Below are 13,383 nucleotides of genomic sequence, written 5' to 3' on the forward strand. Positions count from 1 at the left end.
CTCTATCATGCTTCTGGTGAACGCGTTAGCGCGAACCAACGCATTTCCTCAATTGAGAATTCGCGCTTGATTTTCTGGAATGCCAGCAAGTTACCCTCGGGGTCGCGCGCAAAGGCAATTTGCCACCCGCCAAGATCAAACGGCTCGGTCGCAAACGTAATGCCTTCATTTTCCAATCGCGTGATCGTTCCTGCAAGATCGCGGACCTCGAATGTGAAGCTGTTATAGCCGATATCATCTATCATTCGCGGCTGTCTATTCAGCGCCGTAGACGGTTCAGAATAGTGCCATAATTCCAGCTGGATATTGCCAATATCGAACCAGCTAGCAGAAATTTCGATATCGTCGATATTGACGATATCATCAAATGTTTTGCGCCGGGTCGGCGGAATCTCGCGCTTAGGCCCATAGCCAAGGATGGTGCGGTAGAATTCGACCATTTCGGCCTTTTCAGCGGTGACGTTGGCAACATGGGTAATCCACGCTTCGTGCATTAGACGCTGCTGTCCCATATAGCCTGCCGCTTCGATCAACGGCCTGTCGACCTGCTCCATTTCGATCATCACGCCGTCCGGATCAAAGCCATAGGCATAGGTGACGCCATAGCCGCCAAGATCAACCGGCCCATTTCCGCGCGAGAGGATGTCGAGCCCGACCTCCTTGAAGCGATCATACTTCGGTGCGTCAGCCGGTGATTGGAAGCAGATATGAGTATAGCCTGGCCCGGTTGCAGGGCGGAGATTCGGAGCCTCCTTAACCTCGGGATCAATGTCTATTAGCCGCAGAAAAATCGTGGCTGTCCTGACCAGCGCAATCTCGATCTCTCCCTCACGTTTGGAGAGGATGCCTGCCGGAATGGCGCTCGCAGGGAGACGCTTTCTGTCGACCAACTCATAAGGAACTGCCGCGCTATAGAAGGTTAGAGTGTCGTCGATGTCGGAAACGGTGAGGCTGACATTATGCACGCCGCGGATGGCATCGGGTGCAGCCGCCACAACAGGGTCCAGAGTGCTCTCGGCGGGTGTTATGCTGCAAGATGAAAGGACTGCGATCAGCCATACGGTTTGAAGCAGTGTGCGCATTAAGACCCCCTCCTGCGATAAACCAACAACACGTTGCCCGGGATTTCTCCGAATTTGTCATAGCCGGAATTGACGATTACCAGCCCGCCCGCAATCACCACGCCAGAGCTATCTATAGTGCCGCCCTTCGCTTGAACGCCATTGACTGTTTCAAACTCGCGATTGGTTTCATCACTCCACAAAACGCTGCCGTCCTCGCTTGAGTAAGCGAGCAACCTTCCATTGTGCGCGCCAGCGAAGACGGCTCCGGGGATTGCGGAAAGCGGGGCGCTGAGCGCGGTCATGCACTTGTAGGCAACTTCGTCACAAGTTGGCTCTTCAATCCGCGACCAAAGCGGTGCGCCAGTTCGAGGATTGAATGCATGAATGCCAGGACGCGGTGGTCCCTTGGCGAACTTGTTACCGGGCGTGTCGGCAATGCCGACCCACAGCGTCGCACCATCGCTCGCCATGCCCCAATGGATGCCGCCGTTAAAACCGCCCATGCCGACACGCCGACGCCAAAGGAGCTTGCCCGAATTGTCGGGATCAAGGCCAAAGATTTCGCCAGACTTTTGGCCCGCAAGCAGGATTTGACCGCCACCCGCTAGATCAACGAGCATCGGCGGAGCACCAAAATCGAAATCCGGACCATCTTGGCTGGGGCAATTGGGTTTGGGATCACGCCCGCACGCTGCATTCCAAGCGTCATTCGGGGTCGATTGAAAGGCCCATCTGCGCTGGCCCGTGGTCAAATCCAGCGCGACAATCGCATCACTTAGATCATTGGCTGGCGAGGAATAATTCTCTCCGGTCCCGACATAGAGCAGGCCGCGTTCGGCATCGATTGTTGGCGTAGACCAGACCGGGGCTCCACTTGGCGCGATTACGTCGGTTCCGACACTTGATTCACCGACCTTTCTCGGCACGTCTACCGTGTGCCAGCGCCATTGTGTGGCGCCATTCTGCGCGTCGAGCGCGATTACTCCACCTCGAAATGTGCAACACGCATAGTCATCAAGGTATGCGGAAACGATCTCGGTAGAAGACATTGGCACGAACAATGTGCCATCGTGCAGCGCGAGGCTCCCCGTGATTGTTCCGTCTGGATGATCCTGTATCGATTGGCTCCAGCGTCGTTCGCCGGTGCGCGCATCAACAGCATGGACGATTGCGTCAAAGTCTCCGAAATACAATGTGTCTGGATTGCCATCTGAGCCCGTCGAAAGCAGTGGTGCGTTGCGAACCTCTGCACCCGCCTCATAGGTCCACCACGCGCAGCCCGTTTCGGTATCGAGCGCGTAGACGCGGCCTGACTGGCTGCCTGTGAAGATTGCCTCTTCCGTCACAGCGGGTTGAGAGCGTGCGCGCTGCGCGCCAGGAAAACCGAATGCCCAAGCCAGCTCCATTTTGGGAATGTCTACAAGATCGAGGCCGGCGTCAGAATTTGATTGAAAGCGTGTGTTGCGCGCGTTGGCGCCCCAACGGTTCCACTTTGGCGCCCCTGCAAAAGTCAAATCGCCCTCGCAATACTCAATTGCGACATCGGCTCCTGCGGCTTCATTGCCGACATGCTGTGAAAGTAATATGCGATCAATCCGATCAAGCGACGCGCCCTGTTCACGCATCACCCCAGTATCCAGCGCTTCGATGATCGCAGCCGGACTGAGAGCGGCTAGTGCCTCGCGTGTCGGAGCGCCTGCGACGCCTCCGTCATGACACACCGCACAATTTTCTGCATAAAGTGCCTCAGCATGAGCGGACTGGCCACTCTCTCCTTGGGCGAGCGGAACGGCATCATCTACAACGCTGCACCCGGCAAGCGCGAAGGCCGACAGAAAAGCTAAGGTTCGGATCATGCCACTCCCTTATTGACGATTTATTCAATAGGGGGTTTTGTGATCAATGCAAGGTGAGGAGCGGATTCGACAATGAACCTGAGAATTCGCGGTCTTCGGATAGCTAGATTCGTCCGCTATTGGATCGCTAGCGGAATGTCTGCTCTGCAGATTCTAGGGTCAAATGCGAACAGGTCGCAATCGGCTCAGTTCGAGCCATCGTACTACGACAAATTGTGGGGGTGAAAGCAGCCTCCAGAGAATCAAGATGCTTGACTAAAATCCATTAATTGCATATTTGCGCATATATGCAATTAATGGAAATGGAACAAACAGCCTCTCATGTCAGCGGCCTGCTTAAGTTGCTATCACATCGCGATCGGCTGATGGCGCTCTGTCATCTTGCGCAAGGCGAAATGGCTGCTGGAGTATTGGCGGAGGCAGTAGGTATGAAGCCACCCGCGATGTCTCAGCAGCTGGCCATTCTCCGGCGCGAAGGGATCATTGCTTCTCGCCGAGATGGACAAACGATCTATTACCGGATCGACAATGAGGATGCCGTCGCGATCATGGGGTTTCTCTATGAACGTTTTTGCGGCGATGACGCCAACAGCAATGTCGCTTCTAAAAAATCGGTCGAGGAATGTGCATGATGGCCAAACCTATCGTCACCTCGTTCTTCGATGAGACCACGAACAATATCAGTCATATCGCCGCTGACCCAAAAACTAGCCAGTGCGCGATCTTTGATCCGTTGCTCGACTTTGATGCAGCATCGGGTCGCACCTCGACGGTTGCCGCAAACAAACTGATCGAACATGTCCAATCCTGCTCGCTCAAAGTCGCTTGGATCATCGACACGCATATTCATGCCGATCACATCTCAGCCGCACAATATCTAAAGGCTGAACTCGGGGGCAAAATAGCGACAGGCGAACACATTTCAGAAGTGCAGACAGTGTTTGGCAAGCTGTTCGGCGCTGAAACCAGTTTTCGCTATGATGGATCACAATTTGACCACCTTTTTGCCGATGATGAAACCTACCGCATCGGCGAACTTGAAGCTCGTGCTCTGCACACGCCCGGTCATACACCAGCCTGCATGACGCATGTCATCGGCGACGCGGCGTTCGTTGGCGATACGCTTTTCATGCCTGACTACGGCACAGCGCGCTGCGATTTTCCCGGAGGCGATGCCAGCGCGCTTTATCACTCAATACAGCGTATATTCGCGCTACCTGAGGCCACCCGGGTATTTCTCAATCACGACTATCTGCCGCCAGAACGTAGCGAGTTTTGCTGGCAATCCTCGGTTGGCCAGCAAAGATGCGACAATGTTCATGTCCGTGAGGGGGTTAGCGAGAGCGAGTTCGTTGCGATGCGCAACGCGCGCGATGGCAAGCTATCAGCGCCTAAGTTGATGATTCCTTCGGTCCAAGTGAATATGCGGGCTGGTGAGTTCCCACCTGCCGAGCCAAATGGGATTCGCTATCTCAAAGTGCCGGTAGATACCCTGTGACGCTGGCAGGTTTCCCGGGCGCCATGCCAGTCGAAGGCTTCGTCGGTGGATTGCTGATCGGACTTGCTGCAGCAATCATGTTGCTTGGTTCGGGCAGGATCGCCGGGATAAGCGGCATTGCTGCAAGAGCCATGTTATTGAGCAAATCGGGCGCGCGCCTTCCTGCCGCCTGGCTGTTTGTTGGGGGGCTGCTGTTGGGCGCGGTCGTGGTGCACATATTCATCGCCCCCGTTGAGGCGCGTTTTCCTCCATCGACATGGATACTCATTGTTGGCGGATTGATAGTCGGCTTCGGGACGCGGTTGGGCAGCGGTTGCACCAGCGGCCACGGGGTCTGCGGCATGTCGCGCCTTTCGCCGCGCTCACTGATCTCCACAGCAACCTTCATCGCGAGCGGAATCGCAACGGTTGCGCTCTCCAACGCATTCGGTTGGAGTTGGTGATGCGCGAACTTATTACTGCTCTTGCCTCAGGCACTTTGTTTGGCGGGGGCCTTGCCATTTCTGGGATGATGGACCCTTCGCGTGTGCGTGGTTTTCTTGATGTATTTGGGACTTGGGACCCCACGCTCGCCTTTGTGATGGGTGGAGCAGTTTTGGTGATGGCGATTGCTTGGACCATCCAACGCCGCCTTGCCAAACCGGTCTTTGCCGGAGAGTTTAAACTGCCAGACACTCAGCGCATTGATCGCAAGCTTATCGGCGGAGCGGTGCTATTCGGCATTGGCTGGGGACTTGCTGGATTGTGCCCAGGCCCTGCTATTGCTGCGATTGTGATTGATCCGATGTCTGCGGGTATCTTTGTCGCAAGTATGCTCTTGGGAATGGTTGCACATCGATCCTTCAGCAGGTGAAGGAAATGGAAAACACATCCGACACCCAATCCACGAGAAACTCATCGGATTGGGCCGTTTCTTTCCAATCCTTGCTTGGGCACGGACCTATAGTCGGGCAATCTTGGCCGATGATTTGATGGCTACGTTGATCGTTACAATCATGTTGATTCCGCAATGCCTTGCCTATGCATTGCGTGCGGGTCTTCCGCCCGTAATTGGTCAGTACACCTCAATCTTGCCGCTCGTGCTTTATGCAATCTTTGGCAACCGCCCTTGAGCAAGACGGTTAAACATCGCTACCCGCAACCTATCGGCACACCCTTTAGGACAACCGCACTCAAATCGATCAGAATACCCCGCATTTAGGGCGGTTAGTGGCGGAGAGGGAGGGATTCGAACCCTCGGAACCCTATAAGAGCTCAACAGTTTTCGAGACTGCCCCGTTCGACCACTCCGGCACCTCTCCGCATTTCCTATGGCGCTGAATCGTTGCATTGCTGCTTGATTGCGTCTCAATAGGAGCGCGCCCGTTAGCGCAGGCCATCCCCCTTGCCAAGCCCCGTTGCACCGGTTTTCATGGCGCGGACGGCTATAACGCGCCGAAATGCGGGCATATCTGAAGGATGCCTCGCTCAAACTGCTTGTTTTGCAGACACGAAGGTCCATATTTCCCACCATGGAACGCTCGCAATTCTTTTCTAGCCAAGCGGGTCGCACAATCAATGCGCCGCGCCAAACCCGAAGCCGATTTGGTATCGGCGATGTGGTTCGCCACCGGCATTTCGATTTTCGCGGCGTCGTTTTCGATATCGACCCCGTCTTCGCGAACAGCGAAGAATGGTACGAATCCATTCCCGAAGAAATCCGTCCGCCGCGCGATCAACCGTTTTACCATTTGCTCGCCGAGAATGAGGAATCGAGCTACGTTGCCTATGTGAGCCAAGGCAATCTGCTTTCTGATGTGGATGGTGGGCCTGTGGATCACCCCACTGTGTCGCAATTGTTCGAACAATTTAAAGACGGCCGGTATCGCATGCGGCGATCCCTAACCCACTAATTGCACACGCTGTTCAGATCGCCTTAGGGGATAGATGATGTCTAGCGAAGCCCGATACAGTCACGGCCCAACACAACACGGGACCGTGCGCCAAAGGCTGGACCTTGCCCTAGAAAGCGAACTGCGCAGCGGCGAAACCATCATGTGGCGTGGTATGAAATTGGCGCGGGTCGAACCGAAAGGCTTCGCGATTTATCTGTTCGCCATTCCTTGGACCGCCTTTGCATTGCTATGGACCAGTCTTGCAGTCTGGGGCACCTCATCAATGGGCGATGCAAGCCCGCTTGATTGGGCATTCCCCTTGTTCGGCACCCCCTTCATCGTGATCGGCCTCGCCATGCTGGCAACGCCGTTCGTGCCATTGCTGCAACGCGGCCGCATTTTGTTCGGAGTAACCGATCAACGGGTCATTCGGCTGAGCATGGGCCGCGACCTCACGGTCAATTCGGTGCCTGCCAGCAGGATTGGCGATATTGTTCGTCACGAGGGCGGCGATGGAACTGGATCGATTGAGCTTTCGCTGACAACCCCCGTGGTCAATTTCGCCGGAAGGCAATCGAAGAAATTCACGCTAGGACGGGTGGACCATGTGCGCGACGCGTACGGCGCGGTTTTGGAACTCAGCCAGAAAGACTAGCTCTTCAATTTCCAACCTGAACGCAGCACGAAATACACTGCAAGCGCAATGACTGCGTTGAGCGCCGCAAGGCCCACGGCCGCCATCACGACCTGATCGTGGGTGCCGATATCGCTTTCACCCAGGAAGCCGTATCTGAACCCAGAGATTGCGTAGAAAAACGGATTGGTCCGGCTCACTGCTTGAAATGCAGGCGAAAGATTATCGATCACATAAAACGTACCCGAAAGCAGCGACAGCGGAGCAATAACAAAGTTTGAGATCGCCGCGTTGTGATCGAATTTCTCCGCCCAAATCGATGTTGCAAGTCCAAGCAGAGCCAACAAGACCGCCCCCATTAGACCAAACCAAACCACCGCCCAAAGGTGTTCTACCGCCAATGAAACGCCGGGCCACAAGACCATCGCCAAAGCCACGGTGCCACCAACGGCAATTGCCCGCGTCACCGCGGCAGCCACAATGCCGCCCATCAATTCGCCAGGAGAAAGCGGCGGCATCAGCAAATCGATGATGGTTCCTTGGATCTTTCCCGACAACAATGAGAACGATGAATTGGCAAAGGCGTTTTGCATCATGCCCATCACGATAAGGCCCGGTGCGACAAAGCTAGCAAAGGGCACACCCAACACTTCTCGACCGCCCCGCCCCAATGCGACGGTGAAAATGATCAAAAACAGGACGGTTGTGACCGCAGGAGCCCAAATCGTCTGCGTCTGGACCTTGAGAAAACGCCGCACTTCCTTCATATAGAGTGCGAACAGCCCGATGCGGTTTACCCCGGTGATGACCGGGACGCCGCGCGGGCTGAATTTTGTGGACCCTGTTGCCGGTGAAACGGTGGGTTTGGGTTCTGTTTCGGGGTTCATTGAAAGCTCGTCTGCCATAATTTGGCGAGTAGGGCCTCTGGCATCATGTGACAAGCTGCCTATCTGGGTAGCACGCAACAGTGGGTCGGGTTCCTCGACCATACGGAGAATGATTAGGTATGAGCTGGACTGACGAGCGCATTGGAACGCTCAAGAAAATGTGGGAAGGCGGTTCAACCGCGAGCCAGATCGCCGAAGAACTTGGCGGAGTGAGCCGCAATGCGGTGATCGGTAAAGCGCACAGGCTTGGCCTGAAATCGCGCCCTTCGCCGGTCAAGGCCAACGAAAAGAAGAAGGCCGCGAAGAAAGCGGCCACAAAGGCGCCCGCAGCGACTAAGAAAGCGGCGGCACCAGCAGCAGCCAAACCCGCACCCAAGGCGGCTGCAAAAACATCGGACAAAGCAGCGCCCGCCGCGGCAAAGCCAGCCGGCGGTGCCAATGGTGGCAACAATTCTCAACCTATGCCGAACCCTTCACAGGGCTTGCCTAAGATTGTTTCCGTCGGCCCCGGCGGTTTCCTTCGCCAAGGTCCCGGCGATCAACAAGCGCCAATCCCGCCTGCGCCGCCGCGCCGACTAGTCCCGGCCAAACCCAGCCCGGAGATTGCGGATAAGACAAGTCTGCTCGATTTGTCCGACAAAGTGTGTCGCTGGCCCATGGGCCACCCTGGCGAGCCTGACTTTCATTTCTGCGGAACTCCGGTGAACCCGGGCTTCCCGTATTGCGTCGAACATTGTGGCCGGGCCTATCAGGCACAATTGCCGCGCGGTGCCCGCAGACCGCCTCCACCTTTGCCGTTTGGTGGCCCACGCGTTCGATAAGAACCTTCGTTCATTTCGGTCATTATTCTAGCCCGGCGCCTCTGCTTTCAACGGCAGGTCGCCGGGCTTTTTATCATAGGGAGTAAACCACATGGCTCTTTCACTTCACGAAGCATTCGTACCAAGCTGCATCCAAATTTTGAGCGGTGTTCGCGCTCAAGTTGATAAAACCGAAGCTTATGCCGCAGAGCACAACATCGATCCGAGCGAATTTTTTGAGGCGAAATTGGCCGATGATATGTGGCCCCTTCCCTTCCATGTTCGGTCCGTTTGGGTGCACTCCAAATCGGCTTTGGACCTTGCGCCCACGGGTGAGTTCAGCCCCGATTTCACCGACCTGCCCAAGGATTGGGACGCGATGCGCGCCATGATTGACGATGCTTTGGCCGCTTTGAACAATGCGAGCGCGGATAACCTTGAGAAAATTGCCGACGACCGCATGTTTTTCGTTCTGGGTGGCAAGAGATTGATGGAATTCACGGTTGCGAATTTCCTGCTCAGCTTCTCTCAGCCGAACTACTATTTCCACGCTACAACCTTTTACGACATCTTGCGGATGAAGGGCCTACCTCTGGTCAAACGCGATTACCTTTTTGCGCCGCGCATTATCGGGAGCTAATTTTGCACAATTCCAAGACTTTTGCCGCCGGGATCGCGGCGACATTGTTGGCCACCATGCCCAGCGCGGCTCACGCCGAATTGCCCGCTCCTGTGCGCGCATTGATTGACGCAGCGATCGCCGATGGAAACGACGACACGGTGCGGGCGGTCATTGGATTGGCGCGGGATACCAATCCCGACGATGGAGCAGAGCTGGACACAATTCTGGCTGCGTATGAAACGCAACTTGCGGCCAACGCCGCCAGCGCAGCCGCCGCGCAAGAGGCAGAAATTCGCAATGCTGGCCTGTTCGACAATTGGAGTGGCAGCGGCGAATTGGGTGCGTTCAATTCCACGGGTAACGCGGAAAACACCGGGGTCACCGCGGCATTGGGCCTGACTCGCGAAGGCATCAATTGGCGGCACAAACTGCGGGCTCGCGCAGATTATCAACGCAACAATGGCGTCACGACCAGCGAGCAGTTTCTCGCCGGATATGAGGCAAATTTGCTCATCAATGACCGGCTCTATGCCTTTGCGGCCGCTTTGTACGAACGGGATCGATTCCAAGGGTTTTCGGGCCGCTATTCGGTATCTGGTGGTTTGGGATACCAAGTCATCGACGACGACAATATGTCCCTGTCGGCTCAGGCTGGTCCAGCCTATCGTCGTACCGAATTCGCCGATGGCACAAGCTCCAGTGACATTGCAGGCAACGCCAGCCTCGATTTCGATTGGCAAATAGCGGAAAACATCGCCTTCACTCAGGATGCGAGCGCGTTTGTGCAATCGGGCAGCAGCACCCTTGTCTCTGCGACAGGGCTTCAGGCTGGCATCTCAAGCGATGTGTCTGTTCGGTTGTCCTACACTGTGGAGCACGACACAAACCCGCCGATTGGCGCTTTGAAAACCGACACGTTGAGCCGGATCACCATCATCTACGATTTCTAATCTTCTGCCGGAACGGTGGCGGGTTAGGCTCGAACCTTCCGGCCAAACCAGATGACGTGATGCGCGCCTTTGTTGTTAGGCCGTGACCTCACATTGCGCTCTTCCACATCCAGACCGGATTCTTTCATCCGGCGGCGAAAGCCGGGGTCGGGCGCGGCAGACCATACCGATACAATGCCACCCGGTTTCAACGCATCGCGCGCCTTACCCATACCGGTGCGAGAATAGATCCGGTTGTTGTCCGCTCGCACCATTCCATCTGGGCCATTATCAACGTCGAGCAGAATGGCATCGAATTTTTCGCATGTTCCGTCATTCGCATCGTCAATCAAAGCGGCGACATCGCAAATCTTGAGATCCAGCCTGGGATCAGAAAGCGTGTCCCCGGTCAGTTGTGCCATTGGCCCCTCTGCCCATTCCACGATCTTTTCCGAAATTTCGGCCACAACCGCTTCGCTTTTCTCGTTGAGCCGAGCCAGCGCTGCGCGAAGGGTGAAGCCCATGCCGTACCCACCAATCAGAATGCGCGGGTTTTCCACGTCCAAACGATCGAGCGTCAATTCCGCCAATTGCTCCTCAGAGAAACGCATGCGCGTACTCATCAACTCATTGTACCCCAGAACGATCATAAAATCGCGACCATGGGAATACAGTTCAAGCGTTTCGCCATCTTGGATTGTGACGGTGTCGAGAAGTTCGCGTTTGAGCATGATGAGCGCCTAGCGCCACTCTGGGCGCAATAGAAACAAAAAAGGCCGCCCGGAATTCTCCGAGCGGCCTTTTTTCGTCTGGTTAAAGGAGATTAGTCCTTCAGGAAGTCTGGCAGACCGGCTGGACCACCGTCATTGCCGGAACCGCCATTGTCGCCGCCTTTATCGCCGCCGCGACCACCACGGTCACCGCCACGACCACGGCCGCCGCCACGTGGGCCACGACGGTCGCCACGATCACCACGCGGTTTGTTTTCGCGTGGTGGACGTGTGTCTTCCAGCTCTTCGCCGGTTTCTTGATCAACGACGCGCATCGACAAACGAACTTTGCCGCGGTTGTCGATTTCGAGAACCTTGACCTTCACTTCTTGACCTTCGGAAACGACGTCGGTGACTTTCTCAACGCGCTCGTTCTTCATTTCGGAAACGTGGACGAGACCGTCTTTGCCACCCATGAAGTTCACGAATGCGCCGAAATCGACGATGTTCACGACTTTGCCGTTGTAGATTTTGCCGACTTCGGCTTCTTCTACGATGCCTTCGATCCACTTTTTCGCGGCTTCGATTTCATCGGCATTTGAAGAGCTGATCTTGATCGTGCCTTCGTCGTCAATGTCGACTTTCGCGCCGGTTTCCGCAACGATTTCACGGATAACCTTGCCGCCTGTACCGATGATGTCGCGGATCTTCGATTTGTCGATCTGCATCGTTTCGATACGTGGAGCATGCTTGGACACTTCGCCGCGCGATGCGCCAAGAGCTTCAGTCATTTTGCCAAGGATGTGCGCGCGGCCGGCTTTCGCCTGCTCAAGCGCCTGAGTCATGATTTCCTGCGTGATGCCGGCGACCTTGATGTCCATTTGAAGGCTGGTGATGCCTTCTTCGGAACCGGCCACCTTAAAGTCCATGTCGCCCAAGTGATCTTCATCACCCAAGATATCCGACAGAACGGTGAAATCTTCACCTTCAAGGATAAGGCCCATCGCAATGCCCGAAACCGGACGTTTCAACGGAACACCAGCATCCATCATCGACAATGAGCCACCGCAGACGGTCGCCATCGAAGACGAACCGTTCGATTCGGTGATGTCTGACAAAACACGGATCGTGTATGGGAAGTCTTCAACCGTCGGAAGCACAGGGTGCAACGCGCGGTATGCAAGCTTGCCATGCCCGGTTTCGCGGCGGCTGGTGAAGCCAAAGCGACCCACTTCGCCAACCGAATAGGGTGGGAAGTTATAGTGCAGCATGAAGTTGTTGTATGACAGGCCTTCAAGCCCATCGATCATTTGTTCAGCGTCTTTCGTGCCCAATGTGGTGGTGCAGATCGCCTGCGTTTCACCGCGTGTGAACAATGCCGAACCGTGCGTGCGTGGAAGCAATCCGACCATTGCTTCGATCGGACGAACTTCGTCGGTCTTACGACCGTCGATGCGCTGACCATCCTTAAGGATAGCACCGCGAACAATCTCCGATTCCAACTTCTTGACGACTTTTCCGGCCGTCATCTGCGTTTGACCGTCTTCGTCTGCAAACGCTTCTTTTGCTTTCGCGCGTGCAGCGTTCAACGCGTCTGAACGCGCCGATTTGTCGGTCATTTTGTATGCAGCAGCGATATCATCGCCGATCAAGCCTTTGAGCTTGTCTTTCATTGCCGAATTGTCGGCGGCCGCTGGGATTTCCCAAGGCTCTTTCGCCGCTTGTTCAGCCAGATCGATGATCGCACCGATAACCTTGCGGCTTTCGTCATGCGCAAACATGACCGCGCCGAGCATTTGCTCTTCGGTCAATTCTTTGGCTTCGGATTCAACCATCATCACCGCGTCTTGCGTGGCGGCAACGACGAGATCGAGGTTCCCTTCATCACCGAGCGCGTCGGTGATTGTTGGGTTGAGAACGTATTCGCCTTCATTGTTGAAGCCGACGCGTGCGGCACCGATTGGGCCCATAAATGGCAGACCACTGATGGTCAGCGCTGCGGATGCTGCGATCATCGCAACGATATCCGGTTCCGTCTCGCCATCATAAGAGAGGACCTGACAAATCACGTTGATTTCGTTGTAGAAACCTTCAGGGAAGAGCGGGCGACATGGACGGTCAATCAAACGCGATGTCAGCGTTTCTTTTTCGGTCGCACGGCCTTCGCGCTTAAAGAAGCCGCCCGGGATCCGGCCAGCCGATGAGAATTTTTCTTGGTAGTGAACGGTGAGCGGGAAGAAGTCCTGCCCTTCGCGCACGGATTTGGCGGCGGTGACTGCGCATAGCACCACTGTTTCGCCATAGGTTGCCAAAACGGCGCCGTCTGCCTGACGGGCAATACGGCCTGTTTCCAGAGTGAGGGTTTTCCCGCCCCACTCCAGCGATACGGTTTTCGTGTCGAACATTGATTTTCCTTTTGAACCCGCGCCGCCACATTGCGTGCACGGGGCCTACTTTGTCCGGGGATGCCGTCCCGGTCCGGTTTGGGGCTTTAAACTGTGCCCCAAAG

General features: G+C 55.6%; 15 protein-coding genes and 1 tRNA gene. 10 read left to right on the forward strand and 6 right to left on the reverse strand.

Features of this window, described 5'->3' with window-relative positions; all coding sequences use genetic code 11:
* Positions 1 to 5: 5 nt before the first annotated feature.
* Both BQ8290_RS05045 and BQ8290_RS05050 read right to left on the reverse strand, forming a co-directional pair.
* Entirely contained in the window at positions 6 to 995 is a 990-nt protein-coding gene (locus BQ8290_RS05045) for a VOC family protein (RefSeq protein ID WP_337661031.1), read from the reverse strand.
* Between the two features lie 86 nt (positions 996 to 1,081).
* Positions 1,082 to 2,920 carry an outer membrane protein assembly factor BamB family protein gene (locus tag BQ8290_RS05050; RefSeq protein WP_108788185.1) on the reverse strand — a complete coding sequence of 613 codons (1,839 nt, stop codon included), beginning with the start codon at positions 2,918 to 2,920 and terminating at the stop codon, positions 1,082 to 1,084.
* A gap of 302 nt (positions 2,921 to 3,222) precedes the next feature.
* On the opposite strand from BQ8290_RS05050, the gene BQ8290_RS05055 reads away from it, so the two are divergent.
* The 5 genes from BQ8290_RS05055 (at position 3,223) to BQ8290_RS15100 (ending at position 5,530) form a co-directional block, all read left to right on the forward strand.
* Entirely contained in the window at positions 3,223 to 3,552 is a 330-nt protein-coding gene (locus BQ8290_RS05055) for a metalloregulator ArsR/SmtB family transcription factor (protein WP_108791932.1), read from the forward strand.
* A complete protein-coding gene (locus tag BQ8290_RS05060; protein ID WP_337661032.1) occupies positions 3,549 to 4,418 on the forward strand; it encodes an MBL fold metallo-hydrolase in 870 nt (289 codons plus the stop codon). The genes BQ8290_RS05055 and BQ8290_RS05060 overlap by 4 nt, the downstream gene beginning before the upstream one ends.
* Entirely contained in the window at positions 4,415 to 4,861 is a 447-nt protein-coding gene (locus tag BQ8290_RS05065; RefSeq protein ID WP_337661033.1) for a YeeE/YedE family protein, read from the forward strand. Before BQ8290_RS05060 ends, BQ8290_RS05065 begins: the two co-directional genes overlap by 4 nt.
* On the forward strand, positions 4,861 to 5,271 hold the full coding sequence (locus BQ8290_RS05070) for a DUF6691 family protein (RefSeq protein WP_108788187.1): 411 nt from the start codon (positions 4,861 to 4,863) through the stop codon (positions 5,269 to 5,271). The genes BQ8290_RS05065 and BQ8290_RS05070 overlap by 1 nt, the downstream gene beginning before the upstream one ends.
* Before the next feature lie 115 nt (positions 5,272 to 5,386).
* On the forward strand, positions 5,387 to 5,530 hold the full coding sequence (locus tag BQ8290_RS15100) for a SulP family inorganic anion transporter (RefSeq protein ID WP_337661488.1): 144 nt from the start codon (positions 5,387 to 5,389) through the stop codon (positions 5,528 to 5,530).
* A 98-nt stretch (positions 5,531 to 5,628) separates the two neighbouring features.
* On the opposite strand, the gene BQ8290_RS05080 is transcribed toward BQ8290_RS15100, so the two are convergent.
* Positions 5,629 to 5,719, reverse strand: a tRNA-Ser gene (locus BQ8290_RS05080).
* A gap of 210 nt (positions 5,720 to 5,929) precedes the next feature.
* On the opposite strand from BQ8290_RS05080, the gene hspQ reads away from it, so the two are divergent.
* Positions 5,930 to 6,310 carry a heat shock protein HspQ gene (gene hspQ, locus BQ8290_RS05085; protein ID WP_108788189.1) on the forward strand — a complete coding sequence of 127 codons (381 nt, stop codon included), beginning with the start codon at positions 5,930 to 5,932 and terminating at the stop codon, positions 6,308 to 6,310.
* A 34-nt stretch (positions 6,311 to 6,344) separates the two neighbouring features.
* The gene (locus BQ8290_RS05090; protein WP_108788191.1) at positions 6,345 to 6,947 is read left to right on the forward strand and encodes a hypothetical protein; all 603 of its coding nucleotides are present in this window, start codon (positions 6,345 to 6,347) and stop codon (positions 6,945 to 6,947) included.
* Here the strand turns inward: BQ8290_RS05090 and BQ8290_RS05095 are convergent.
* Positions 6,944 to 7,813, reverse strand: coding sequence for an ABC transporter permease (locus tag BQ8290_RS05095; RefSeq protein WP_108791940.1), 870 nt, complete (start codon positions 7,811 to 7,813; stop codon positions 6,944 to 6,946). The genes BQ8290_RS05090 and BQ8290_RS05095 overlap by 4 nt on opposite strands.
* Positions 7,814 to 7,932: 119 nt before the next feature.
* Between BQ8290_RS05095 and BQ8290_RS05100 the strand changes: the two genes are divergently transcribed.
* From BQ8290_RS05100 to BQ8290_RS05110, 3 genes are all read left to right on the forward strand, one after another.
* Entirely contained in the window at positions 7,933 to 8,634 is a 702-nt protein-coding gene (locus BQ8290_RS05100) for a GcrA family cell cycle regulator (RefSeq protein ID WP_108788193.1), read from the forward strand.
* A gap of 91 nt (positions 8,635 to 8,725) precedes the next feature.
* Complete coding sequence (locus BQ8290_RS05105) at positions 8,726 to 9,253, forward strand: DUF1993 family protein (protein WP_108788195.1); 528 nt, start codon at positions 8,726 to 8,728, stop codon at positions 9,251 to 9,253.
* A 2-nt stretch (positions 9,254 to 9,255) separates the two neighbouring features.
* Entirely contained in the window at positions 9,256 to 10,185 is a 930-nt protein-coding gene (locus BQ8290_RS05110) for a DUF481 domain-containing protein (protein WP_337661034.1), read from the forward strand.
* 23 nt (positions 10,186 to 10,208) lie between these two features.
* On the opposite strand, the gene BQ8290_RS05115 is transcribed toward BQ8290_RS05110, so the two are convergent.
* Complete coding sequence (locus BQ8290_RS05115; protein WP_108788197.1) at positions 10,209 to 10,895, reverse strand: spermidine synthase; 687 nt, start codon at positions 10,893 to 10,895, stop codon at positions 10,209 to 10,211.
* A gap of 92 nt (positions 10,896 to 10,987) precedes the next feature.
* Positions 10,988 to 13,279: a polyribonucleotide nucleotidyltransferase gene (pnp, locus tag BQ8290_RS05120; protein ID WP_108788199.1), complete on the reverse strand. Its 2,292-nt coding sequence runs from the start codon at positions 13,277 to 13,279 to the stop codon at positions 10,988 to 10,990.
* Between the last annotated feature and the right edge of the window lie 104 nt (positions 13,280 to 13,383).

The sequence above is a fragment of the Erythrobacter sp. Alg231-14 genome, from assembly GCF_900149685.1.
Taxonomy (GTDB): domain Bacteria; phylum Pseudomonadota; class Alphaproteobacteria; order Sphingomonadales; family Sphingomonadaceae; genus Erythrobacter.